This is a genomic window from Patiriisocius marinus, assembly GCF_008974325.1.
Lineage (GTDB): Bacteria > Bacteroidota > Bacteroidia > Flavobacteriales > Flavobacteriaceae > Patiriisocius > Patiriisocius marinus.
In genome coordinates this window covers 17,905-43,639 of the sequence record NZ_BKCG01000008.1, presented here as the reverse complement: position 1 = coordinate 43,639, position 25,735 = coordinate 17,905, and the positions used below count along the sequence as shown (strand labels likewise).

Sequence of the window (25,735 nt, the reverse complement as noted above, 5' to 3'; positions counted from 1 at the left end):
TGCTAAATTTCTATTTAAACAATATATTTTTTTACCGAAATGCGCTTTCGGGTTAAATAGTAATTAGCCTATTAACTCGTCAATAATTTCAGCTAATTCAAAATCCTTTTCAGTTACTCCATCAGCGTCATGTGTAAGTAAGAAAATTTCAAGACTATTATAAACGTTACTCCATTCGGGATGGTGGTTTAGGCGTTCACATTCAAATGCAATACGTGTCATTGCAGAGAAACATTCTTTAAAGTTTTCAAACTCAAAAATTGTATATAATGCTCCATCTGTATATTCCCAACCGTCCATTGTTGCAATACGCTTATTTATCTGCTCATCTGTTAATTTGCTCATAGTATAGTATTTAAATATGTTAGTTTCTAGTTATTTCGAAGTGTAATTATATCTTCTAGTATGCAATTATCAACTACTTGCGCTACAGTAATAGTATAGGGTTCAGGTAGTTTATTAAATTTAGGAAGTATGGCATTGTATGAATCATCATTCCTAGAATAGGCATTTTTAAAGATAGGAAATTTGCCATTATAACGATTGCATATTTCCATCATTAAATCGTGATGGTGTATTACATCTTCACTTGCTAAATGGAAAATTCCATCAAGATTTTTATTAATGATATAATGTATTTGTTGCGTAATTTTATTGATAGTATTTACACTAATTATTTTATTAGGATAAACTTCAAAGCTAGTTGCAAACTCTGCCGATTTTCTTAAAAGTGTTATTATAGGAGATGTGTTTCCTAAGACTAACGGTAATCTAATAATGGCTAGTTGTGCTGGAATTTCGGTTAATAATAACCGTTCCATTTTAATTTTAAAAACTCCAAGTGCGGTAGCAGATTTAGGAGTGTCATTTTCATACGAAGGGTATTCAAACATTCCATCAAAAACTTGTGCTGTACTAATAAAAAGTAATCGTGAGTTATGATGTGCTTTGATGTATTCGCAAATTACTTTATGTTCTTGAAATGTGCTTCTTTGATCGCCTTTATGAGATGATATTATTACAGATGGGTTTACCGCTTTTAATATTTCGGCTATGCCACCTTTTGCAGTATCGTAATAATGAAATACTTGATTTTCTATAAACTGTTCTTTTTGCAAATAGTAGGTTCCATGTGTTTCAAAGTAGGAGCAGACCTCTTTATAGATTGCATTGCCTATAAAGCCGCTTGCGCCTAGAATAAGTATGGTGTGTTTTTGGGTATTCATATAAACTACAACTAAAAAATAGACGAATTAGTCTGCGTTGTAAATTTTTCTAAAGCCTGCATTCCGTAATAGGAGTTTCCTTTTTCATTTAGTGCAGGAGACCAAGTTGTTATTACAAATTCGTTTGGTAATAAAGCAACGATACCTCCGCCAACACCAGATTTTCCAGGTAGTCCTACTTCAAAAGCAAATTCACCAGCCTCGTCATAAAACCCGCAGGTAAGCATAATTGCATTGATACGTTTAGCTTGCTTAGCAGAAACACAAGCATCATTAAGTAAGCTCTTTCCTTTGTTTGCATAAGGAACAAAAGCGTTCGATAATTGTTTACAATTCATCTCTATAGAACATTGATGAAAATAAAAATCGAGTACTTCTTCAACAGGATTTGCAAGATTGTTATACGATTTTAAAAGATTTGCAATAGCATAGTTTTTAAAACCTGTAGCTTTTTCTGAAGCAGCAACTTCTTCATTAAAATTGATGGTTTGATCATCAGCGAGATCTCTTACAAATTGCAGAAAATCTTTTTTAGGATTTTTAAGAGTACTTACTAGGCAATCTGCTACTACAATAGCGCCACTATTTATTAGTGGGTTACGTGGTATACCTTTTTCGCGTTCTAATAGTGATAAATAGTTGAAAGGATTTCCGGATGGTTCTACATCAACACGGTTCCACAATGCATCACCTTGATTGGCAAATGCCACTGTAAGTGAAAATACTTTAGAAATACTTTGGATTGAAAATTTTGTATCTGTATCGCCTTCAGCGTAGTTATTGCCGTCAATTCGGTTTAAGTACATCCCAAAATGATCTTTACTTACTTTCGCAAGTTCTGGAATGTAAGAAGCTACTTCACCAGTGTTTTCTAGTGAAGTGACTTCTTTATAAATAGTTTTTAAAATTTGCTCGTACTTCATAAATCCTTCAATTTGCAAGCGCTATATTTTAGAGTACGCTTATTTCTTTTTGTAAAAAGGTAATTTTACAACAGTTGCAGGAATTGCATTTTTTCTTATTTGGATATTTATAGCACTTCCTACGTCTTTAAATACAACTGGCACATAGCCAAGTCCTATTCCTGTACCCATTGAAGGAGACATTGTACCACTAGTTACGACACCTATCTTTTTACCGCTTCCATCAACTATATCGTATCCTTGTCTTGGAATTCCACGTTCGTTTAGTTCAAAAGCAACTAATGTTTTTTCAACGCCACGTTCTTTCTGTTTTTTAAGAGCTTCACTGTTTACAAAATCTTTAGTGAATTTAGTAATCCAACCTAAACCAGCTTCAAGAGGAGAAGTGGTATCATCTATATCATTTCCGTAAAGACAATATCCCATTTCCAATCTAAGTGTATCACGAGCTGCAAGACCTATTGGCTTAATACCAAAATCTGCTCCAGCTTCCATAACCTTAGTCCAAACTTGGGCTACCTCTTCATTTTTGCAGTAAATTTCAAATCCACCACTACCCGTGTAACCTGTAGCACTAATAATTACATTTTCAATACCTGCAAAGTCACTTACTTTAAAAGTGTAAAATTTTATTGCACTTAGGTCTTCACTGGTGAGAGACTGCATAGCATCGATAGCTTTAGGCCCTTGTATAGCTAGTAAAGAGTAGCCTTCGCTTATGTTTTTAAGCTCAGCACCCATTGTGTTATGCTTATTAATCCAAGCCCAATCCTTATCAATATTTGATGCGTTTACAACTAATAACCATTTTTCTGCTTCAAGACGGTAAACAATTAAATCATCAACAACACCACCATCTTCATTAGGCAAACAACTATATTGTGCTTGTCCGTCTTTAAGTTTAGATGCATCATTACTACAAACACGCTGAATTAAATCTAAAGCATTAGGGCCAAGTACTAAAAACTCACCCATATGGCTTACATCAAAAACACCTACGCTTTCACGTACAGTTTCGTGTTCTGCATTTACGCCTTCGTATGAAACGGGCATATTATAACCTGCAAAAGGAACCATTTTTGCTCCTAACGCTTCGTGTATTGTAGTTAAAGCTGTGTTTTTCATCTTGTATTAATCTTTTAAAATTCTATATATAATTTACAAATAGGGTAGTTGGCTTTTGCCGAAATTTTAAAGCATTAAACCCTATGCGTAGTGTTTATTTATTGTTCCACAAATGTAACGTCTTGATGGTTGCTTGACCAAATTTTTAAACAAATTTGTTTTTAGAGCAACAAGTTATTTTTACCTTGTCATTCTATTAAAAGAAGGCGAGTTAAAATAAGTATTTAGCCTTCAATAACTAATAAAAGAATTAAATTTTAAGTTTATAATATTTCGGCGAAAGCCAGAACTCTATGAAAATATTTTCCAGTAAACAGTTTTACGAAGCAGATAAAATAACAACAGAAAAACAAGGGATTACTTCTGTAGATTTAATGGAGCGTGCTGCTACACAAATTTACGGTTGGTTGCACCAGCGCTTACAAGGTGCGCAAGTACCAATTCATATTTTTTGTGGAATAGGTAATAATGGTGGAGATGGTCTAGCGCTAGGAAGACTTCTTGTTGAAAATGGCTATTTAGTAAAGTGCTATATCGCTAATTATACAGATAAACGTTCGCCAAGTTTTTTGACTAATTATTCTCGTTATAAGGATGTGACTAAAAATTGGCCTTTGCTCATGACTTGCGTAGAAGATTTTCCTGCAATAGCTAGGGAGGATATTATAATTGATGCACTTTTTGGGATTGGTCTAAATCGTCCACCAGAAGGATGGGTAAAACAATTAATCCAGCATATAAATACAACACCTGCATACAAGTTGTCAATAGATATACCTAGTGGTTTATATGCAGAGCAAGCAATTACAGATCACGAAGCAATTATTAAGCCTAATCATACACTTACGTTTCAAGCACCTAAATTATCTTTCTTTCTGCCTGAAAGTGGACCTTATGTAACGTTTTACGAGATTTTAAATATTGGACTTGATGAGGAGTATATGCAAACGACTAAACCTGTTGCACAACTTATAGCTAAACCACAAGCACAACGTTTTTATAAGCAACGAAATAAATATGCGCATAAAGGTAATTTTGGTCACGCATTAGTTGCTGCCGGAAGTTATGGAAGTATGGGTGCTGCTGTTTTAAGTACGAAGTCAACATTACGTATAGGAGCTGGAAAGGTAACAGCTTTTATTCCAGAATGTGGATATAATATTATGCAGATTTCTGTACCAGAGGCACTAGTGCAAACTGATGTAAATCCAAAGGTTTTAAGTAAAATTGAATTTGATTTTATGCCTGATGCTATAGCAGTAGGTATGGGAATGGGAACAGGAAAAGAATCTGTTGCTGCATTAAGGGGCTTGCTTAAAAAAGTTACCTGTCCTATATTATTAGATGCAGATGCACTTAACTGTATTTCGTCAACTAAAACGCTCTTAAAATTGATTCCACAAAATGCAATTTTAACGCCTCATTCAGGAGAGTTAGAACGATTAATAGGAGAGTGGTCTGATGATTACGATAAAATTGAAAAAACAAAAGCCTTTTCTAAAAAATACAATGTAATTGTAATAATTAAAGGAGCTAACACGATCATAATTTCGGAAGGAGAAATGTATATCAACACAACCGGAAATCCAGGAATGGCAACTGCAGGAAGTGGAGATGTATTAAGCGGAGTGATAACAGGACTTGTAGCTCAAGGATATGATCCTTTGATGTCATCAGTATTTGGAGTTTATCTTCACGGAAGTGCAGGAAATATAGCTTCGCAACTAATAGGTTTTGAAGCAATGATAGCAAGTGATATTACTGAAGCTTTAGGAGATGCTTTTATAGAGTTGTTTAGGCAAGATGAACAGCAACAAGCACCAGCTGATTAATATATATGTACGTCTTAATTAAATTTCAAAAGCTCCTTTTCTATTGAAAAGGAGCTTTTTAAGTATAAAATAGTACTTAATTTTTTTAGATTAAACCATCTAATAAAGTTCTTAAAGTATCTTCACTAGGGCGTGGAGCACTTGCATCAACGATGTTTCCTTCTTTGTCTAAAAGTATAAATCTAGGAATACCATTTACACGGTAATCTCTAATAAACTTTGTCTGCCATCCATTTGGGGCATAGATTTGAATACCACCAAGGTCCATATCTTTAACCATAGTCTTCCAGTCAGTTTTAGCTTGTTCCCAAGATCCACCGTGAGATCTGTCATCATCAATTGACATACTTACAAATGCAATATTTTTTCCGTGGTAATCTTTTTCTAATTGCTTTAATGCTGGAATTTCGGCTTTACAAGGAGCACACCAAGTTGCCCAAACATCGATGTAGACATTTTTACCTTTTAAATCTGCAAGTGAGGTTTTACTACCATCAATATTTTCAAAATCTTCAAAAACAGGTGAAGGAGAACCTTTAGGCATATCTATACGTAAAGAGATCATTTCGCCATAATAGTTTTTAAACGACTCCATCATCATACTTACTTCTAGCTTATTTTGATTAGTAAGTATGGTGTCAATACCTTTTTTAGAATCAATAAACTCGTTTATGCTAGTAGACATTTCTACAATTTTAGCATCAAGTTCTTTCATCCCTAAAGCATCGAAATTTTGATCATAAATTTTTTCTTCAAATAACATTTTCTCTGACAGATATGTGCTATTTTCGGCTCCTTCACCAGCGTACTTTACAGTTTCGTCAAACTCCTTAGAATCAACAGTCATATTTATATCATAGCCATTTTTTAGAAACAGTTGCGTACTCTCGCTACCATTATCAAAATAGTAAACACCAGTTTTAACTTTTAAAGTATCACTAAATGTACCATCTGCATTAACAGCTATTTCTTTTCTAAAATCTCGACTATTTATTGAAATCATTTCAACATCGTTATTCTCAATTTTACCAGAGAATGTTACATAGTCTTTAGGAGCTTCTTCTTTACAACTTGCTAAAATGGCAATAGCTCCAAGCATCAATAATTTTTTCATATTCTTATAAGTGTGTTATTTTCAACCTTAAAGATTGACAATTTTTTACAAATTTAGGGCATAATACTTATCTTCATTTAGTTTAGTAAAACCTTAACAGAAATTGTATTTTTGTGTAAACAAGCTACCCATTTAATGCAAGATACACATTACATCAGTTCAGCCCTTTTAGATTTATCAATAATTGAATCAATTATTAATGACGATAAAAAATTAGCCCTTTCCGAAGAAGCTATAGCTAACATCAATAAATCATTCACATTTCTTTCAGAAAAAATAAAGAATAACGATACTCCCATTTATGGAATTAACACAGGTTTTGGATCACTTTGTAATGTGAAAATTTCAAATGAAAATTTATCTAAACTTCAGGAAAACCTTGTAAAGTCTCACGCTTGTGGAACAGGAGATTATGTACCTCAACAAATAGTAAAGTTGATGTTACTACTAAAAATCCAATCCTTAAGTTATGGATACAGTGGGGTACAATTAGTTACTGTTGAGCGTTTAATTGCTTTTTATAATAACAATATTATTCCAGTTGTGTATACGCAAGGAAGTCTTGGCGCATCTGGTGATTTAGCGCCTTTAGCACATATGTCACTTCCATTATTAGGAATGGGAGATGTGTGGATTGATGATAAGATAGTGACTTCAGCCGAAATTTTAACGCGTCATAATTGGGAGCCAATTGTACTACAAGCTAAAGAAGGATTAGCATTGCTTAATGGAACTCAGTTTATGAGTGCTTATGGAGTGTATTGTTTATTAAAAGCGCATAAACTATCATACTTAGCCGATGTTATTGGATCTGTATCAATTGATGCTTTTGATTGCAATATGAGCCCTTATGATTCATTAATTCATTTAGTACGTCCACATAGAGGTCAAGTAAAAACAGCCGAAAGAATTCTTGAACTTCTAGAAGGAAGCGAATTAGGTGCTTCTGAGAAGAAAAATGTTCAAGATCCTTATTCTTTTAGATGTATTCCGCAAGTTCACGGAGCAACAAAGGATACAATTGTTTTTGTGCATAAAACATTTAAAACAGAAATAAATAGTGTGACAGATAACCCAAATATTTTCATAGAAGAAGATAAAATTATTTCTGGCGGAAATTTTCATGGTCAAGCACTTGCGCTAGGACTTGATTATTTAGGTATTGCGATGTGTGAATTAGGGAATATTTCAGAAAGAAGAACTTATCAAATGGTTTCTGGGTTAAGAGGTTTGCCAGCATTTTTAGTAAACAATCCAGGTTTAAATAGTGGGTTTATGATTCCGCAATATACTGCTGCTAGTATTGTTAGTCAAAATAAGCAGTATGCAAGTCCAGCATCAGTTGATTCAATTGTTTCATCTAATGGGCAAGAAGATCATGTAAGTATGGGTGCTAATGCAGCTACTAAATGCTTAAAAATCATAGACAATATTGAAACTATTTTAGCGATAGAGTTGTTTAATGCTTCGCAAGCGCTTACATTTAGAGAACCTAAAAAATCATCACCATTTATTGAATCGTTTGTTGCTCATTTTAGAGATGTGGTTCCATTTGTAGAAGATGATCGCTTAATGGCGAATGATATTCATGCAGCTGTGGCATTTTTGCAAACGTTTCAGATAGATGGAGACTTACTTTATAAATAGATGATAAAGAAAATTGTATTTGTGATTAGTATTATTTTATGCTCTCATTTGAGTGCACAAGATTACACGCCGCTACTTGCGGATGTAAACGAATGGCAATTTTCAACCTGTTTTTTAGGTGACTGTACGAAAGATGTTTATTATACTGATGGTGATACTTTAGTAGATAATAAAAGCTATAAAATACTTGATGGGTATCATTATATTTCACGTACATTTTTATTGAGGGAAGATATTTCAGAAAAACAAGTCTTTCTTTTAACAATAGTTAATGGCGTAAAGCGAGAACATTTATTGTATGATTTTTCACTAGAAATTGGTGATGAAATTTTAATGAAAAATCCATTCACACCATTTCCAGAAAATGGGGGGATGTTTACGTTAAGTTCTATTGAGTCCCTTCCATTGGTAGACGGGTCTAATTATAAGCACTATACTTTTTCACCTTCTCCAGGTAATACAATAAGTTCGACTAATGCGGTATGGATTGAAGGAGTTGGGTCTTTATCTATAATTAATGCGCCAGGAGGAGAACCTGATTTTGATGATGTAGGGGAGTTGAGTTGTAGTTTTAGAGATGGAAATTCATTTTATTCAAATTTTGAGCGTGTTGATGTTTGTGAACAAGTTATTTTAGATATACCCGATAACAAATCAAAATCTGCCATTGTTGTAGTTAGCACAGATAGTAAACTTAAAATATTAAATACTCAAGAAGTTGTTTCCGTTGAAGTTTATAGTTTGGATGGAAAATTAGTTGAAAATATACACAATGAGGAGCAATTAGAATCCCTTCAAATAAAACGAAATCCATTAAGTAATGGAGTATATATTTTGGTATTTACTTCAGTTAATGGCCTCTTGTCAAGTAAACAAGTTATAGTTGATTAAACTAAACTTTCAATCCATTCTACGGCTTCGGGTAGTGAAGTGAATTTTTTAATGGGTTGCTTTAAAAATTTCTGTTCTAAATTCGAGTTATCTATATTTATTTCATTTACTGAAACAATAGCGAAAGCTACTAAGTTGAAAATTTTAGATGTTTCAAAGTATATTTTAGGATCTACTGAATAAGAATTTTTTCTGTGAGAAATATATCCAAAAGGTCTGTCATAAAAATAAGTATCTCTCATTTCTATTAGATCGTCATTGTATTTTGGTTCTACAATAATACCCTCATTCATTACAACAATAATATAGTTTTCAAAAATTGAAACTTCTCCAAATTCAAATGTTAGCTTATCTCTCATAAGTTCATTGATTAATCCTAAATAATTGATAATAAATACTTATAAAGCTTTTAAGTATTAGTAATGAGGGGATTAATAAAACAAATGCAAAAGAAGTCATTTAATTTCATTGTTGCTAACTATACTTAAAATAATTAACTACTGAAATAGTTAATAGTGGGTGTTTTCGGAATGTAGGTGTAAGAAAAAAGCGACCAATTATATAATAATAATTGGCCGCTTGAATGTAATTAATTACAAGAAACTAAGATTCGGTGGTCTTTTTTTGTTTTTTGATTTTAATAGTTAATTCATTTGTTTCTTCGTCAAGATCCATTGTGATGGTGTCACCCTCTTTTAGATTGCTATTAATAATCTCTTCGGCAAGAGCATCTTCAATGTACTTTTGAATTGCGCGTTTTAATGGTCTTGCGCCGTAATCTTTGTCAAAACCTTTATTTGCGATATAATCTTTTGCTTTTTCAGTTAGGATTAATGTGTAGCCTAAATCTGTAATTCTTGCAAAAAGTTTTTCTAATTCAATATCAATAATTTTATGAATGTCCTCACGCTCTAGTGCATTAAACACCATAACATCATCTACACGATTTAAGAATTCAGGAGCAAATGCTTTTTTTAATGCATTTTCTATAATTCCTTTTGCATTCGCATCTGCTTGGCTAGTTTGAGCTGCGGTACCAAAACCAACACCTTGTCCAAAGTCTTTTAACTTACGAGCCCCAATATTAGAGGTCATTATGATAATTGTATTTCTGAAATCAATTTTTCTACCTAAACTGTCCGTTAAGTGACCATCGTCTAATACTTGTAAAAGCATATTAAAAACATCTGGATGCGCTTTTTCAATTTCATCAAGTAATACAACTGCGTAAGGTTTGCGTCTAATTTTCTCTGTCAATTGACCTCCCTCTTCATAACCTACATATCCTGGAGGTGCACCTACAAGTCTTGAAATTGCAAATTTTTCCATATACTCACTCATATCAATACGTACAAGTGCGCTATCAGAGTCAAATAGCTCTTGCGCAAGAACTTTCGCTAATTGAGTTTTACCTACACCGGTTTGGCCTAAGAAAATAAATGAACCAATTGGCTTATTAGGATCTTTTAAACCAGCTCTGTTTCTTTGTATTGCTTTAACAACTTTAGAAACAGCTTCATCTTGTCCAATAACTTTTCCTTTGATGAGTTGAGGTAGTTCTGCTAACTTGTTACTTTCAGTTTGTGCTATTCTATTTACAGGTACTCCTGTCATCATTGACACAACTTCAGCAACTTCTTCTTCGCCTACAGTTTCGCGATGTAACTTAGCGTCGTTTTCCCAGTTTTCTTGAGCAATAGCTAATTCTTTTTCAAGATTTTTTTCATCATCACGTAACTTAGCTGCTTCTTCATATTTCTGTTTTTTAACAACAGAATTTTTAAGATCTCGAACTTCTTCTAATTTTTGTTCAATTTCAAGAATTCGTTTAGGAACATTTATATTGGTAATATGAACACGAGATCCAGCCTCATCTAAAGCATCAATAGCTTTGTCTGGCAAAAATCTTTCTGTCATATAGCGGTTTGTCAATTTGACACAAGCCTCTAGTGCAGCATCAGTATAAGTCACATTATGATGCGCTTCATATTTTTCTTTAATGTTTTGCAGAATCTCTACTGTTTCTTCAACAGATGTTGGCTCAACAAGTACTTTTTGAAATCTTCTTTCTAGTGCTCCATCTTTTTCTATATACTGTCTGTACTCATCTAGAGTAGTAGCACCAATACATTGAATTTCACCTCTAGCTAATGCGGGTTTAAACATATTAGATGCGTCAAGCGAACCTGTTGCTCCACCAGCACCAACGATAGTGTGAATTTCATCGATGAATAAAATGATATCATCATTCTTTTCAAGCTCGTTCATAACGGCTTTCATTCGCTCTTCAAACTGTCCACGGTATTTAGTACCTGCTACTAAACTAGCAAGGTCTAAAGTAACTACACGTTTATCATATAAAATTCGTGATACTTTACGTTGAATTATACGAAGTGCTAAACCTTCTGCGATGGCAGATTTACCAACTCCAGGTTCACCAATTAGAAGAGGATTGTTTTTCTTTCTTCTACTTAACACTTGTGAAACCCTTTGTATTTCGGCTTCACGACCAACTACAGGGTCTAGTTTTCCATTTTCGGCCATAGCCGTAAGATCTCTACCAAAGTTATCTAAAACTGGTGTTTTAGACTTTTTGTTTCCCTTAGCGGCAGCACCACCAAAAAGGTTTTCTTTATTACTGTCTTCAGCACCAGCGTCATTATCTTCATTTGGGAATGATTCAGCTCTTGGTGTGTCTATAAAATCGTCGTCGTTTGCTAACATAAGTTTAAATTGTTCTTTGACGCCATCATAGTCAACTTTCATTTTGTTTAAAAGTTTTGTAGTAGGGTCGTTTTCGTTTCTCAAAATACACAACAGTAGGTGTGCAGTATTTATAGACGAACTTTGAAACAATTTAGCTTCAAGAAATGTTGTCTTTAAGGCACGCTCTGCTTGTCTAGTGAGATGTAAATTCTTTTTATCGTTGCCAATAAGTCCAGTGCCTGGATTAGCGGGGCTTAATATTTCAACTTTACGTCGAAGGTGATTTAAATCAATTTCGAGGGCATTTAAAATAGTTACCGCTTTTCCGTTGCCGTCTCTTAAAAGTCCAAGCATTAGGTGCTCAGTGCCAATGAAATCGTGGCCTAAGCGTAATGCTTCTTCTTTACTGAAGGCTATAACGTCCTTAACTCTTGGGGAAAAATTATCATCCATACGCTCAATGTCTTTCTTCTAAAATTACACAATTATACTGCAATAAGGACAAAAACTATTCCTATTTGAAGTGATAGTAGGTAAAATGACAAAAAAACAGGCAAATAAAAAAGCCTTAACCCTTATAGTTATTAACTGTTGGACGCTAAAAATTTGTTAATAAAATCGTGAATAACCCCCTTGGTTGAGGTTATAAAAAAGTACGAAATACTGTATCTTGCTTGTTTAGTAAAATAACTTAAATTAAGACAAAAATACTATGGCTGAAGGCGAAAAAGTGATCCCTATCAACATTGAAGATGAAATGAAATCGGCTTACATCGATTATTCGATGTCTGTTATTGTTTCCCGTGCATTACCTGATGTTCGTGATGGTATGAAACCTGTTCATAGACGTGTACTTTTTGGAATGCATGAACTAGGAATTCGAGCTACAGGAGCACATAAAAAATCTGCTAGAATTGTTGGAGAAGTTTTAGGTAAGTATCACCCACACGGTGATACCTCTGTATACGATGCAATGGTGCGTATGGCTCAAGAATGGAGTTTACGTTATATGCTTGTAGACGGACAAGGTAACTTTGGGTCTGTAGATGGAGATAGTCCTGCCGCAATGCGTTATACGGAAGCTAGAATGCAACGTATAAGTGAAGACATGTTGGCAGATATAGATAAAGATACTGTAGATCATCAATTAAACTTTGATGATACGTTGAAAGAACCAACAGTGCTTCCAACAAGAATACCTGGATTACTTATTAATGGTGCTTCTGGTATTGCAGTGGGTATGGCGACTAATATGCCACCTCATAACTTAACAGAAGTAGTAAATGGAATCCAGGCATATATAGATAATCCAGATATTGATGTTGATGGTTTAATGGAGCACGTTAAGGCCCCAGATTTCCCAACAGGTGGAACTATCTATGGATATGATGGTGTTAAAGATGCTTTTCATACAGGACGTGGTCGTATTGTAATGCGTGCTAAAACAAGATTTGAAGAAGTTGCTGGTAGAGAGTGTATCATTGTTTCTGAAATACCATATCAAGTAAATAAGGCGGATATGATTAAGAAAACCGCTGATATGGTTAATGATAAAAAAATTGAAGGTATCGCAAACATTCGTGACGAAAGTGACCGTAACGGAATGCGTATCGTTTACATATTAAAGCGTGATGCAATACCTAATATTGTTTTAAATACTTTATATAAATATACAGCACTACAAACTAGTTTTAGTGTAAATAACATTGCCCTAGTAAAAGGACGTCCACAAATGTTGAATCTTAAAGATTTGATTCATTATTTTGTTGAACACCGTCACGAAGTAGTTGTTCGTAGAACTGAATACTTACTTAAAAAGGCAAATGAACGTGCACATATTTTAGAAGGGTTAATTATCGCATCAGATAATATTGATGAGGTAATTAGATTAATACGTGCATCAGCAAATGCAGATGAAGCTCGTGCTACTTTAATGGAAACATTTAAGCTTAGTGAGATTCAAGCAAAAGCAATTGTTGAAATGAGGCTCCGTCAATTAACAGGTCTGGAGCAAGATAAGCTTCGTAGTGAATATGACGAGTTAATGAAAACGATAGCTGATTATGAAGATATTTTAGCAAATAAAGAGCGTAGAATGTCTATCATTAAAGAAGAACTTGCTGAAATTCAATCTAAATATGGTGATGAGCGTCGTTCAATAATTGAATACGCCGGTGGAGATGTAAGTATTACAGACCTTATACCTGATGAACAAGTAGTATTAACTATTTCACACGCGGGTTATATTAAGCGTACTTCACTATCAGAATACAAAACTCAAAATAGAGGAGGAGTTGGTCAAAAAGCTTCGACTACACGTAATGAAGATTTCTTAGAACATTTATTTGTAGGTACCAACCACCAGTACATGTTATTCTTCACTCAAAAAGGAAAATGTTTCTGGATGCGTGTATTTGAAATTCCTGAAGGAAGTAAAACATCTAAAGGTAGAGCCATCCAAAACTTAATCAACATAGAGCAGGATGATAAAGTAATGGCATTTATTTGCACTAATGATCTTAAGGATGAAGAGTATGTAAATAGTCGTTATGTAATTATGGCTACCAAAAAAGGACAAGTAAAGAAAACGCCACTTGAACAATACTCTCGCCCACGTACTAATGGAATTAACGCCATTACTATTAAGGACGATGATGTTTTATTAGAAGCAAAATTAACTCGTGGTGATAGCCAAGTAATGTTAGCTGTTAAAAGTGGTAAAGCAATTAGATTTGAAGAAGAGAAAACTAGACCAATGGGGCGTAATGCTTCAGGAGTTCGAGGAATTCGCTTAGCAGATGAAAATGATGAAGTTGTTGGAATGATTGCTATTAACGATAAGGAGTCTGAAATATTAGTAGTTTCAGAAAACGGATATGGTAAAAGATCAAGTATTGAAGACTATAGAATCACTAACCGTGGAGGTAAAGGGGTTAAAACAATTAGTGTAACCGAAAAAACAGGTAAGTTAGTTGCAATTAAAAATGTTGTTGATAGCGATGATTTAATGATAATCAATAAATCTGGTATTGCAATACGTATGGCTGTAGACTCTTTAAGAGTTATGGGTCGTGCAACGCAAGGGGTGCGTCTCATTAAAGTAAGAGAAGATGATTCAATAGCTGCGGTAGCTAAGGTAATGAAAGAGGATGATGATGTAGAACTTGATGAAGAAGGTAACCCAATTGTACCTGTTGACATAAGCGAGTCTGAAAATGGCACGCCTCTTGCAAATAGTGAAGAAGAATAATTATATAAAAAAACAAAACAAATTCTAATTTAGAATTTGAACTAAATTCAATTTAAATGAAAAAACAATTCATACTTGCGGGAGCGTTGTTAATTGCAGCCGCATCTTTTGGACAAAAAAAAGAACTTAAAAAAGCACAGAAAGCATTCGCTAAGAAAGACGTTGCTGAAGCATTAATTCAAATTGATGCTGCTGAAAAATTGATGGGATCTGCAGATGATGATTTAAAAGTTGATTTTTATGCATCAAAAGGTGAAATTTACCTGGCCGATGCTGGGAAGTCTAACTATAATAGAATGAAAGAAGCTGCTGAAGCTTTTATGATGGCTCGTGAGTTAGATGTTGATAATAAGAATAAAGTAAATATTGACAATGGTATTGATAACACTCGTGTAGCATTAGTAAATAGTGCAGTAGGTGATCAAAAAACAAATCCAGAATTAGCGGCTGAAAAATTATACAAAGCATTTGAAGTAAAAAGAGATACTTCAGATTTGTATTATGCAGCTGGGAATATGCTTAATGCTAAAAATTACGATAAAAGTGTTGAGTACTATGAAATGTTGCTTGATATGGGATACACTGGTATTAAAAAGGAATACACTGCATTACGTATTGAAGACAACGTAACAGTACCTTTTGCTTCTGAAGCAGATCGTAACTCTGAAATGATTTCAGGTAAATACACTAAGCCAAGTGAGCGCTATACAGAATCTGCAAAAGGAGATATGTTACGTTCTTTAGTTTTGATTTACTCAAGTCAAGGTAAAAATGATAAAGCAATTAAATTGATGGCTGATGCTCGTGCAGCAAACCCAAATGATATGTCTTTAGTGCGTACTGAGGCTGATATGGTTTACCGTATGGGAGATTTAAAGCGTTATAATGAATTAATGCAAGAAATTCTTTCGTCAGATCCTGAAAATCCTGAATTACATTTCAACTTAGGTGTTGCAGCAACTTCAAATGGAGAAACTGCTAAAGCGATGACTTATTATAAAGATGCTATTCGTTTAAAACCCGATTATTCTTCAGCTCAAATAAACCTTGCTTCTTTAATTTTAGGACAAGAAAAAGGTATTGTAGATGAAATGAATGCTCTTGGAATGAGTAAAGCAGACGAGAAAAAATACGATGCTTTAAGTGTGAAAAGACAAAGTTTGTATACTGAAGCTTTACCTTATTTAGAATCAGCTTACAATTCTAGAAAAGATAATAAAGAATTAGTTAGAACATTAATGAATATCTATAGCCAACTATCAATGACTGCAAAGTACAATGATTTTAAAGCTAAGTTAGATGCGATGGAATAACATCTAAAATTTATTTTAACAAAAGCCTCAAGATTTTCTTGAGGCTTTTTTTATATCAATTATTTTATATAAATAAGAAGTAGTAATTAATAGTCTTAATCTATTTAATTTATTTTTTAGAGAGCGTTGCTTTATATATGAATTCAAGTATAAAACTGAAAACGATTATTCCTAAAGCAGTGATAACTCCAATTCTATTTTCTGAATACTGCTGTATTACTAGAGTTAGAAATGCTAAAGAACATAATATTGTTGCTAATAAATGTATCCATTTATTTGACTCAAGAACTTTATGTTTTTTATAGCCTATATAGTTAACAATTGCAAATACTAGAAGGAATCCGGCACTTCCAGCTGTTGAAATACTTTGCAAATTAAAAAGATTTACTAATGCAATAGATAAAATGGCGGTTACTAAAAATCCAATAGGTTTGCCCCAAAAAATATGACTAAAATATTTAGGAAGTTCATTATCTTTAGCAATGACATAATTAACTCGTCCACTTCCCAAAACTGTTGCGTTGATAGCAGAAAATGTTGAAATTAAAGCGGTAATAGTAATGATTGTAAAACCTAATTGTCCCAGAGTAGGCTCAGCTGCTTTTGCTAAAACATAATCTTTAGCTGAAGCAATTTCGTCAAAAGGTAAAGCTCCAACTGTAACTATTGAAATAAGAATGTAAAGTACTACTACAAAACCAACAGCACCAAAATAAGCTTTTTCTGTATTTTTCTCTTTGTCTTTTAGGTCGGCTATTGAATTTGCAATTAATTCAAAACCCTCATAAGCAACAAATATTACCATACCTCCGGAGAGCAATAAAATTGGACTTTCCCAATGTTGAGGTGATAATTGTTCTATATTTTCTGGATGAATTGAAAAGCCATAAAAACCTACTACAATAAAAGCGATTAAAATAAGGAGTTTTACAACTACTGCTATGGATTCTATTTCTCCCACGAGTTTAACACTCAGGTAATTTATAGACAAAGCTATCAATATAATAGAGGACTGAAATATTCTAATATCAATCTCTTTTGTTCCTGTAATTGAGAATAGTTCAGCACCATAGGAGCCAAAAGCTGAAGCATACAGTGCTAACATAACAATGTAGCTTATCCAAAGTAGATTGTTTATTCCTCCTGCAAAAACTCCACTCCCGTATTGTTGATGTACAAACTTTACAGTACCCCCATTTTCAGGAAACTTTTTTGAAAGTTTTGCATATGAATATGCTGTTAGTAATGCTATAATACCGGCAAAAAGAAATGCAAGGGGAGTACCACCTTTAGCTAAAGAAACTGCAAGTCCTAAAACAGCGAAAATACCTCCGCCAACCATTCCGCCAATTCCTATTGAAATAGCATCTTTAAGACTTATTTGTTCTTTCATATTTCTTATAATTCAAATAAAGATTTTGGAATAGCGTGAAAGCCTGTTTTCGCTACAGCATCTTCAATATCTTTTACTGAAACTACTGATTCAGTATGTATTGAAAATTTCTTAGGAAAAACATTCTCATCTAAAGTTACATTTTTGACTCCAGAAACTGAAGCCATAGCGTCTTTAATCTTTAGTAAATCAGCATGTTCTGTTGCATTTGTTTCAAAATCTTTTCCGTGATTTCCAGGAATTACATTGTCTGATAGTAAGCTCATAATTTTATTATTTATAATTTATTAATGTTTCTTTTAAACAAATAACACAAATCAAAAGTTTGAAAACTCGTTTAGTTGTTTTAAAAGATGTAGTGGATATTAATTAATCTGTAGGTTAAATCTACTTCAGACTAATAAGTGTGTAAACAAAACTAGGTAAGGATAATCAATTTATATGCGTCACTCAGGTTAAAATTATGCAAATAATTATGAAACTAGTCCATTTCAAAAATAGGAGTACTTGCCTTCGAGTCAGAAATTAATAGAGCATAGTCGATAAATTGTAATGTTGACATCCCCTTTACAGCTTCGCTATTAGATGGATTGTCCTGCATAATAACTTCTATTAAGTCGGGTTCGTTTATGGAGTAAGGTGAGTTTTTATTATTTAACCGAAATAGAGTTTTATCAGATATTTTGGCATCTTTTAAATTTTGAATTCCTCTAAAATATTCTTTTTCATAATCACCAATTCCAAAACCGCCTTCTATAGTATAACCCGTGTAATTTCCTTGCTCATCGTAAAGTTCGTCCCAAACCACTTCGCTATCCATAAAATAGCCAATTATGGATAATACTTTTTCATTTTTGTAGAATTCATTTTCAATAAGTCTTGCAAAAAAATGAGGATAGCCATTTATGCCTTCTCTCGATTTTTCAATATGTGAAAACCCCATTCTCAAAAACTGCGGTTTTTCTTTAAAATGATATATTTTATCTAATGCCAGGTAATTATCGTACATCACTCGATCTCTATCTCTGTATTGCTTAGAGTATTCAAATGAAATTTTCAAGTTGGATATTATGTGATTAAAGGCTGGAATATTTTCAACATAATTTTTATAAATTTCAGTATTTGTTTCTACATGATTTACAAACGATTTTAAAATATTATGCGCATAACTTAAGTCTCCAAAAGCATAACTCGTAGTGTCTATTTTTACCATTTGACGAATTTCTTCGAGTGGTTTTAATGTGTTTTCTGGAGCGTTAACTAGTTCTAGTATATGTCTAGAAACATATTTGTAATTTACTTGTATATCAATTCCAATAACCTCTAACTTATTTTCTATAGCTAGTTTGTCATTAACTTCTTTTAATTTTTTCCATTTTTCATATATCTCTATAGTTCTTTCTTGTTCAACGCGAGTTCCAGCGACGGTAACTAAATCTTTTAGTAAAATAGTATCCCCAGTTTTTAAAAACTGATTGAAATAATGAGCGATACTAAAATCGGTTTCTGGTAAGTAGTAATCAATCGCATTATTTTTTGTTAGCGCAGTAATTAAAGCGAGTTCAGCTTCTTCTGTTTTTACGCTTCCGTGATAGGCTCCAAAGCCAATGATATTGAAATCGTTTTCTGGGAACACTAGAGTACTAGTATTTAAATCAAATCGGTTTTTCATTAAATATTCCCTTTTTGATTTTGAACAGGATTGAAATAGCACACTTAAAAGTAGGGCAACTAGTATTTTTTGCATTATATATTGTTTTCTTAGAGATAGTATTTAATAAGAAATGTTACAGACTTTTCTAATAATTAATTTAATAATTTACCAGGCCTCGAGTATTTCTTATAAAAATTTTGTGATTCTTATATTTTCTGAATGTCATTTAAAGCGTTGTTTAACAATGTGTTGGCTTTGATTTGCAATTTTTTTAACAATTCCCTAAAAACTTTTAACAAACTTTAACTTCGATTAGTTCGGTTGCTTCCGAACTAATAATATATTTGCAGTATAAAATATTGTGAACTCTATTTAATTAAAGTTCATATTAATTAAATATTTAAAATGAAAGATACTGTTTGTGATGATAAAATGTCCTTAGTTGAAAAACTTGGAGTCCATTTGGAGGCTAGGGAAAACTTGGCACCAGTTGCTGCACGCATTTTATCTTATATAATTCTTACGGGTAAAAAAGGTACCACATTTGAAGATTTGGTAACTAATCTTTGTGCAAGTAAAAGTACTATTTCGACACATTTAAATCATTTACAGGATTTGAATAAAATTCACTACTTCACTAAAACTGGAGATCGTAAAAAGTACTTTGTAATAAAGAAAGATATTATAATTCAGCATATTGATAAAATGGTAAAGCATTGGAAAGAAGAGCGTGCCATACATTTAGAAATTAAGGAATATAAAGAATCAATTAACGACTTAAAAATAGAAAATGAGGAGGAGAAATTCGATTTATCTTTTCATACAGATTATATGAAATTTATAGATGAAGCTAGTTCTTCCATTGCTAAACTAAGAAAGAAAATCACTGATAATACATTCAATATTTAAATTAAGCTAGAAAATGAGAAATACTAAATTATATAATATAATAGCCCCTCTATTATTTTTAGCAGCTATTAGCTGTGGGGATGAGAAAGAGAACACAGCAGCTGTAAGTGCACCACCACCAGCATTTCCTGTAGCTCAATTACAACAAAAAACGGTTACTGGTTACAAAGAGTACCCTACAAATATTGAAGGTGTTGTAAACAGTGATGTTCGAGCAAAAGCTTCAGGTTATATACAAAAAGTATTTGTAGATGAAGGTCAAAAAGTTAGAAAAGGTCAAGTGCTTTTTAAAATTGAAACGCAATCTTTAAATCAAGATGCAAGTGCAGCAAAAGCTCGAATTAATGTAGCTCAAGTTGAAGTCGATAAGTTAATTCCACTTGTGGAGAAAAACATTATTAGTTCGGTACAATTAGAAACTGCTAAGGCTAATTTAGCTCAAGCAAAAGCTAATTATAGTGGTATTTCAGCAAACATAAGTTATGGTACTATTAAAAGTCCTGTAGATGGTTATGTAGGTGCTATTAATTTTAGAGAAGGTGCATTAGTAAGCCCTAATGATACGAAATCATTAACAACGGTTAGCGATATTAGTATGGTTTATGCTTTTTTCAGTTTAAATGAAACTCAATATTTAGATTTTCTTCAAAATGCCGAAGGGAAGAACCTAGAAGAAAAGTTAGCAAATTTTCCTGAAGTTGATTTAATACTAGCAAACGGAAGTGTTTATGAGCAAAAAGGAAAAATACAAACTAGTTCTGGTCAAATAAACCAAAGCACAGGAACCGTGAGTTTTAGAGCAATTTTCGATAACCCTAATCAACTTGTTACTAACGGGAATAGTGGGAAAATTCAGATTCCAACAATTTATGAAAATGCTATTGTAATCCCTCAAACTGCTACATATGAACAACAAGGAAATATTATGACTTTTAAATTAGGTGAAGGTAATAAAGTTGCAACTTCATTAGTAAAAGTAAAAGCTTCGGTAGATAATTTATACGTTTTAGCATCTGGAATTGATATTAAAGATAGAATTGTTATTTCGGGGGTTGGAAAACTTCGAACTGGTATGGAAATTACTCCACAAGAGACTTCTTTTGAAGAGGCAATTAAGCCAATACCTACTTTATTTAGAAACTAGAATAAAACCAACACACATATCATGTTAAAAACATTCATTGAAAGACCAGTACTTTCGACGGTAATCTCTATTATCATAGTCGTACTTGGTATTATAAGCATTTCAAGCTTACCTATAGAAGAGTATCCAGATATTGCTCCACCTACAATTAAAGTGGTGGCTTCATATCCAGGAGCAAATGCAGAGACTGTATTAGAAAGCGTTATTGTGCCTATTGAGGAGCAAATAAATGGAGTAGAAGGGATGACCTATATTACTTCAACAGCATCTAATACAGGTACCGCAGAAATTACGGTTTATTTTAATCAAGAAATGGATGCAGATATTGCAGCCGTGAACGTTCAAAACCGAGTTTCTAGAGCAACACCATTACTACCTCAAGAGGTAATTCAAACAGGAGTAACAACACAAAAGCAGGAAACAAGTGCTTTAATGTTTATCTCTATGTATTCTGAAAGTGATAATTATGATGCCACTTTTATTCAGAATTATTTAAAAATAAATGTAATTCCTGCTATGCAACGTATTAGCGGTGTGGGAGATGTGAGCGTTTTTTCTCAACAAGATTATGCAATGCGTGTTTGGTTAAAACCAGAAAAACTTGCTGCATACAATTTAATACCGTCAGATATAACTGCAGCGCTACAAGAACAAAATTTAGAAGCAGCAGCAGGATCTTTAGGTCAAAATAATGGGGAAGCGTTTACTTATACACTTACTTATAGTGGTCGTTTTAAAGAAGTTAAACAATACGGAGATATTGTAATTAAGGCATTAGGGAATGGAGAGTTTCTTCGTTTAAATGATGTGGCTACTATTGAGCTAGATGCTCAATCATATGCTGCAAACGCAATGAGTAAAGGAAATCCCGCAGTTTTTATGGGTATTTTCCAAACAAAAGGATCAAATGCTCGAGAAATTATAGAAAACATTAAGGTTACTCTTGAATCAGTTAAAAAAGATTTACCTGAAGGACTAGATGTTTTTGTTCCTTATGATACAAGTTTATTTTTAAATGCCTCTATTGAAAAGGTAATAAGTACCTTATTAGAAGCTTTTTTACTAGTTTTCTTAGTTGTATTTATATTCTTACAAGATTTTAGATCGACATTAATTCCTGCAATTGCAGTTCCGGTTTCAATTATTGGAACTTTCTTTTTCTTGAATGTATTTGGTTATTCAATTAACCTATTAACATTATTTGCATTAGTACTCGCAATTGGTATTGTAGTGGATGATGCCATTGTAGTTGTGGAAGCAGTCCACGCTAAAATGGATGAAGGAGAGAAAAATCCTAAAAAAGCGACACTTACGGCAATGAATGAAATTTCTGGAGCAATTATATCTATTACATTAGTAATGGCAGCAGTATTTATTCCAGTAACATTTGTAACAGGTCCTACGGGAGTATTTTATGAGCAATTTGGAGTAACACTTATTATCGCCATTCTAATTTCCGCAGTAAACGCATTAACATTGAGCCCTGCCTTATGTGCATTGTTTTTAAAATCGCATAACGAAGATGAAGAATTAAAAAGTAAAGGCCCTTTAAAACGTTTTTATACCCTATTTAATCGTGGTTTTAACGCAACTATAAATAGATACGGTAGATCACTTCAGTTTTTATATAAAAGAAAATGGGTACCTGTATTATTATTAGCATTAGCTGTTGTAGGTATATTTTATGCTTCTAAAACAACGCCTACAGGTTTTGTGCCAAATGAAGATAGAGGAATTATTTTCGCAAATATTGAATTACCTGCAGGATCATCATTAGATAGAACTGATGCTGTTTCAAGAGAATTATATGAAAAGGTAAATGGTTTAGAAGGTATTGTTGCTGTAAACTTTATTAAAGGTAGTAGTTTAATTAGTGGAGCAGGGAGTAACTATGGTTTTGGTATTATAAAACTAGAAGATTGGGGAGAACGTGAAGATCCTTCACTTTCAGCAAATGCTATAACCGGAAAATTATTTGGAATCGCAGCATCAATTCCTGGTGCTAAGATTATTTTCTTCTCACCTCCAAGTATTCGTGGTTTTGGTAACTCATCTGGTTTTGAGGTTAATTTATTAGACAAATTTGGTGGAGAATTTAAAGATTTAGATCAAGCAAATAAAGAGTTTGCAATGGCATTAATGTCTCATCCAGAAGTTAAATACGCGCAATCATCATTTAGTACAGAATATCCTCAATTTGAACTAAATATTAATGTGCCTTTAGCAAAAGAAAAAGGGGTGCCTATTAATAGTATATTCTCAACTTTACAAGGATATATAGGTGGAGTTTATGCATCAGATTTTTCTAAATATGGAAAGCAGTTTAGAGTATATATTCAAGCATTACCAGATGATAGAGCAGATGTAGAAGATTTGAATAGTATGTATGTGAGAACTGATACAGGTGAGATGACACCAATAACACAGTTCGTGAAACTAGAACGAGTATATGGTCCACAATCTGTAACACGTTTCAATCTTTTTAACTCTACAGCAATTACTGGAGCGACTAATGACGGCTTTAGTACAGGTGATGCTATTAGAGTTATAGAAGAAGAAGCAGCAAAATTACCTAGTAATTACACTATTGCTTATTCAGGTTTAACAAGAGAAGAGGTAAGTGCAGGTAATCAAACAACCTTCATTTTTGGACTAAGTATTTTGTTTGTGTATTTCTTGTTAAGTGCGCAGTACGAAAGTTACTTGCTTCCATTTGCGGTAATATTATCGCTGCCATTTGGGGTATTTGGAGCCTATATTAGTACAAAGTTATTCGGACTTGAAAATAACATTTACTTCCAGATTGCTTTGATAATGCTTATAGGACTATTGGCCAAAAACGCCATACTTATTGTGGAGTTCGCACTAGCAAGGCGTAAAAAAGGAGAGGGTATTGTAGACGCAGCTATCGATGGAGCTAAATCACGTTTACGCCCTATTTTAATGACATCATTTGCCTTTATTTTAGGTCTAATGCCTTTAGTATTAGCAAAAGGAGTAGGATCTGAAGGTAACAATTCTATTGGTACAGGTGCCGTAGGAGGAATGCTTATAGGAACAATTTTAGGAGTTTTTGTAATTCCTGTTCTATTTATATTATTTCAATGGTTACAAGAAAAAGTTTCTAGTACACCAGCAGTACAAACAATTGAAGAATAAGAATGATGAAATCAATTAAAATACATAGCAATTTTAGCAAAGGAATCTTGTTATTACTAGTTGCTGTAACACTACAAAGTTGTTTTGTTGCAAAGGAATATACAAGACCAGAACTTACTACAGAAACTGAAGCATTATATAGAACTGAAAATCTGCCTGCAGATAGTTTATCATTTGCCGATGTATCCTGGAAAAAATTATTTACAGATCAGTACCTTCAAAAATATATAGAAGAAGGACTGCAGAATAATATGGATGTGCGTATTGCAATTCAGCAAATGATAGCAGCGGAAGCTTACGCAAAACAAGGAAAAGCAGGTTATTTACCAACGTTACATGTAGGTCCTAATTATACACACCAAGAATTATCAAAAAACAGTCAGTTTGGATCATTTTTAACCAATACAACAACTGATCAATTTGATGTAACTGCTAACCTTTCTTGGGAAGCAGATCTTTGGGGAAAAATAAGAAGCACTAAAAGAGCAACTCAAGCAGCATATTTACAAAGTGTAGCTGGACATCAATTGGTCAAAACGCAGTTAATATCAAGTATTGCTAACACCTACTATAATTTATTAGCATTAGATGCACAATTAAAAGTAACTGAGCAAACCATAGCGACAAGAGACAGTAGTGTGACTACTATTAAAGCCTTAAAAGAAGCAGGACAAGTTACTCAAGTAGCAGTAGATCAAAATATCGCTCAGTACAATAGTGCAAAAGCATTACAAGTAGATATTAAAACTGAAATTTTCAAAACTGAAAACTTGTTAAGCATTTTACTAGGTAAATCACCTCAGCATTTTGAAAGAAGTTCTCTCGATATTCAAAAATTAGATCAAGATTTAAAATTAGGTGTACCTGCAACATTATTAAGCAATAGACCAGATGTTATGTCAGCTGAATACGGTTTAATACAATCATTTGAGTTAACTAATGTAGCCAGAAGTAATTTCTACCCTTCTTTAACATTAACAGCATCTGGAGGATTTCAAAGTTTAGAATTAGATAAATTGTTTAATGTAAATTCATTATTTGCTACAGTTGTGGGTGGTCTAACTCAACCGTTATTAAACCAGCGTAAACTTAAAACTGAAAAAGAAGTTGCACTTGCAAACCAAGAACAAGCATTACTTCAATTTAAGAAAATATTATTAGTAGCAGGAAGTGAAGTTTCTAACGCATTGTTTACTTATGAATCTGAAGTGAAGAAATTTGAATTCAGAAAAAACGAAGTAGAAGCATTACGAACTGCTGAAAGTAATTCTGAAGAGCTTTTAAAAAGTGGTTATGCTAACTACTTAGATTTACTTACCGCAAGACAAAGTGCCTTAAGCGCAGAGCTTAATATTATTGATAGCAAACTTCAACAATTAGTTTCAGTTGTTGATTTATACGAAGCACTTGGTGGTGGTTGGAAATAATTTGAATAAAATTAGCTGTTAT

The 25,735-nt window shown here is 33.1% G+C and carries 19 protein-coding genes; 9 read left to right on the top strand and 10 right to left on the bottom strand.

Going from position 1 to position 25,735, the window contains the following annotated elements; genetic code table 11:
• Positions 1-63: 63 nt before the first annotated feature.
• From GBH57_RS12970 to gcvT, 4 genes are read right to left on the bottom strand one after another with little or no spacing between them, the layout of a single operon-like run.
• Positions 64-345 carry a 4a-hydroxytetrahydrobiopterin dehydratase gene (locus GBH57_RS12970; protein ID WP_151674926.1) on the bottom strand — a complete coding sequence of 94 codons (282 nt, stop codon included), beginning with the start codon at positions 343-345 and terminating at the stop codon, positions 64-66.
• A gap of 26 nt (positions 346-371) precedes the next feature.
• Entirely contained in the window at positions 372-1,226 is an 855-nt protein-coding gene (locus tag GBH57_RS12965) for a sugar nucleotide-binding protein (RefSeq protein ID WP_151674925.1), read from the bottom strand.
• Between the two features lie 11 nt (positions 1,227-1,237).
• Positions 1,238-2,149, bottom strand: coding sequence for a glutaminase (locus GBH57_RS12960; protein ID WP_151674924.1), 912 nt, complete (start codon positions 2,147-2,149; stop codon positions 1,238-1,240).
• A gap of 39 nt (positions 2,150-2,188) precedes the next feature.
• Entirely contained in the window at positions 2,189-3,274 is a 1,086-nt protein-coding gene (gene gcvT / locus GBH57_RS12955; RefSeq protein WP_151674923.1) for a glycine cleavage system aminomethyltransferase GcvT, read from the bottom strand.
• Between the two features lie 293 nt (positions 3,275-3,567).
• Between gcvT and GBH57_RS12950 the strand changes: the two genes are divergently transcribed.
• The gene (locus GBH57_RS12950; protein ID WP_151674922.1) at positions 3,568-5,106 is read left to right on the top strand and encodes an NAD(P)H-hydrate dehydratase; all 1,539 of its coding nucleotides are present in this window, start codon (positions 3,568-3,570) and stop codon (positions 5,104-5,106) included.
• 85 nt (positions 5,107-5,191) lie between these two features.
• On the opposite strand, the gene GBH57_RS12945 is transcribed toward GBH57_RS12950, so the two are convergent.
• Positions 5,192-6,220, bottom strand: coding sequence for a TlpA family protein disulfide reductase (locus GBH57_RS12945; protein WP_151674921.1), 1,029 nt, complete (start codon positions 6,218-6,220; stop codon positions 5,192-5,194).
• Between the two features lie 135 nt (positions 6,221-6,355).
• Between GBH57_RS12945 and hutH the strand changes: the two genes are divergently transcribed.
• Together hutH and GBH57_RS12935 are read left to right on the top strand one after the other, a co-directional pair.
• Positions 6,356-7,867, top strand: a complete 1,512-nt coding sequence (hutH, locus tag GBH57_RS12940) for a histidine ammonia-lyase (RefSeq protein ID WP_151674920.1) — start codon at positions 6,356-6,358, stop codon at positions 7,865-7,867.
• The gene (locus tag GBH57_RS12935) at positions 7,868-8,758 is read left to right on the top strand and encodes a T9SS type A sorting domain-containing protein (RefSeq protein ID WP_151674919.1); all 891 of its coding nucleotides are present in this window, start codon (positions 7,868-7,870) and stop codon (positions 8,756-8,758) included.
• Here the strand turns inward: GBH57_RS12935 and GBH57_RS12930 are convergent.
• Positions 8,755-9,117, bottom strand: coding sequence for a hypothetical protein (locus tag GBH57_RS12930; protein WP_151674918.1), 363 nt, complete (start codon positions 9,115-9,117; stop codon positions 8,755-8,757). The two genes, GBH57_RS12935 and GBH57_RS12930, sit on opposite strands and share 4 nt — an antisense overlap.
• Before the next feature lie 244 nt (positions 9,118-9,361).
• Positions 9,362-11,917 (bottom strand): ATP-dependent Clp protease ATP-binding subunit, encoded by a 2,556-nt coding sequence (locus tag GBH57_RS12925; RefSeq protein WP_151674917.1) that lies wholly within the window; start codon positions 11,915-11,917, stop codon positions 9,362-9,364.
• A 259-nt stretch (positions 11,918-12,176) separates the two neighbouring features.
• On the opposite strand from GBH57_RS12925, the gene gyrA reads away from it, so the two are divergent.
• Positions 12,177-14,714, top strand: a complete 2,538-nt coding sequence (gene gyrA / locus GBH57_RS12920; RefSeq protein ID WP_151674916.1) for a DNA gyrase subunit A — start codon at positions 12,177-12,179, stop codon at positions 14,712-14,714.
• A gap of 56 nt (positions 14,715-14,770) precedes the next feature.
• Complete coding sequence (locus GBH57_RS12915) at positions 14,771-16,027, top strand: tetratricopeptide repeat protein (protein WP_151674915.1); 1,257 nt, start codon at positions 14,771-14,773, stop codon at positions 16,025-16,027.
• A 109-nt stretch (positions 16,028-16,136) separates the two neighbouring features.
• On the opposite strand, the gene GBH57_RS12910 is transcribed toward GBH57_RS12915, so the two are convergent.
• The 3 genes from GBH57_RS12910 to GBH57_RS12900 all read right to left on the bottom strand — a co-directional run bounded on the left by GBH57_RS12910 (position 16,137) and on the right by GBH57_RS12900 (position 19,167).
• Positions 16,137-17,420 carry an APC family permease gene (locus GBH57_RS12910; RefSeq protein WP_151674914.1) on the bottom strand — a complete coding sequence of 428 codons (1,284 nt, stop codon included), beginning with the start codon at positions 17,418-17,420 and terminating at the stop codon, positions 16,137-16,139.
• 5 nt (positions 17,421-17,425) lie between these two features.
• The gene (locus tag GBH57_RS12905; protein WP_151674913.1) at positions 17,426-17,686 is read right to left on the bottom strand and encodes a heavy-metal-associated domain-containing protein; all 261 of its coding nucleotides are present in this window, start codon (positions 17,684-17,686) and stop codon (positions 17,426-17,428) included.
• 215 nt (positions 17,687-17,901) lie between these two features.
• Positions 17,902-19,167: a hypothetical protein gene (locus tag GBH57_RS12900; protein WP_151674912.1), complete on the bottom strand. Its 1,266-nt coding sequence runs from the start codon at positions 19,165-19,167 to the stop codon at positions 17,902-17,904.
• A gap of 312 nt (positions 19,168-19,479) precedes the next feature.
• Between GBH57_RS12900 and GBH57_RS12895 the strand changes: the two genes are divergently transcribed.
• The 4 genes from GBH57_RS12895 to GBH57_RS12880 are packed head-to-tail and all read left to right on the top strand — an operon-like array spanning position 19,480 to position 25,713.
• Positions 19,480-19,983, top strand: coding sequence for a GbsR/MarR family transcriptional regulator (locus GBH57_RS12895; RefSeq protein ID WP_151674911.1), 504 nt, complete (start codon positions 19,480-19,482; stop codon positions 19,981-19,983).
• A 13-nt stretch (positions 19,984-19,996) separates the two neighbouring features.
• Positions 19,997-21,127, top strand: coding sequence for an efflux RND transporter periplasmic adaptor subunit (locus tag GBH57_RS12890; RefSeq protein ID WP_151674910.1), 1,131 nt, complete (start codon positions 19,997-19,999; stop codon positions 21,125-21,127).
• 21 nt (positions 21,128-21,148) lie between these two features.
• Positions 21,149-24,286 (top strand): efflux RND transporter permease subunit, encoded by a 3,138-nt coding sequence (locus GBH57_RS12885; protein ID WP_151674909.1) that lies wholly within the window; start codon positions 21,149-21,151, stop codon positions 24,284-24,286.
• A gap of 5 nt (positions 24,287-24,291) precedes the next feature.
• Positions 24,292-25,713 carry an efflux transporter outer membrane subunit gene (locus tag GBH57_RS12880; RefSeq protein ID WP_151674908.1) on the top strand — a complete coding sequence of 474 codons (1,422 nt, stop codon included), beginning with the start codon at positions 24,292-24,294 and terminating at the stop codon, positions 25,711-25,713.
• Positions 25,714-25,735: the final 22 nt, after the last annotated feature.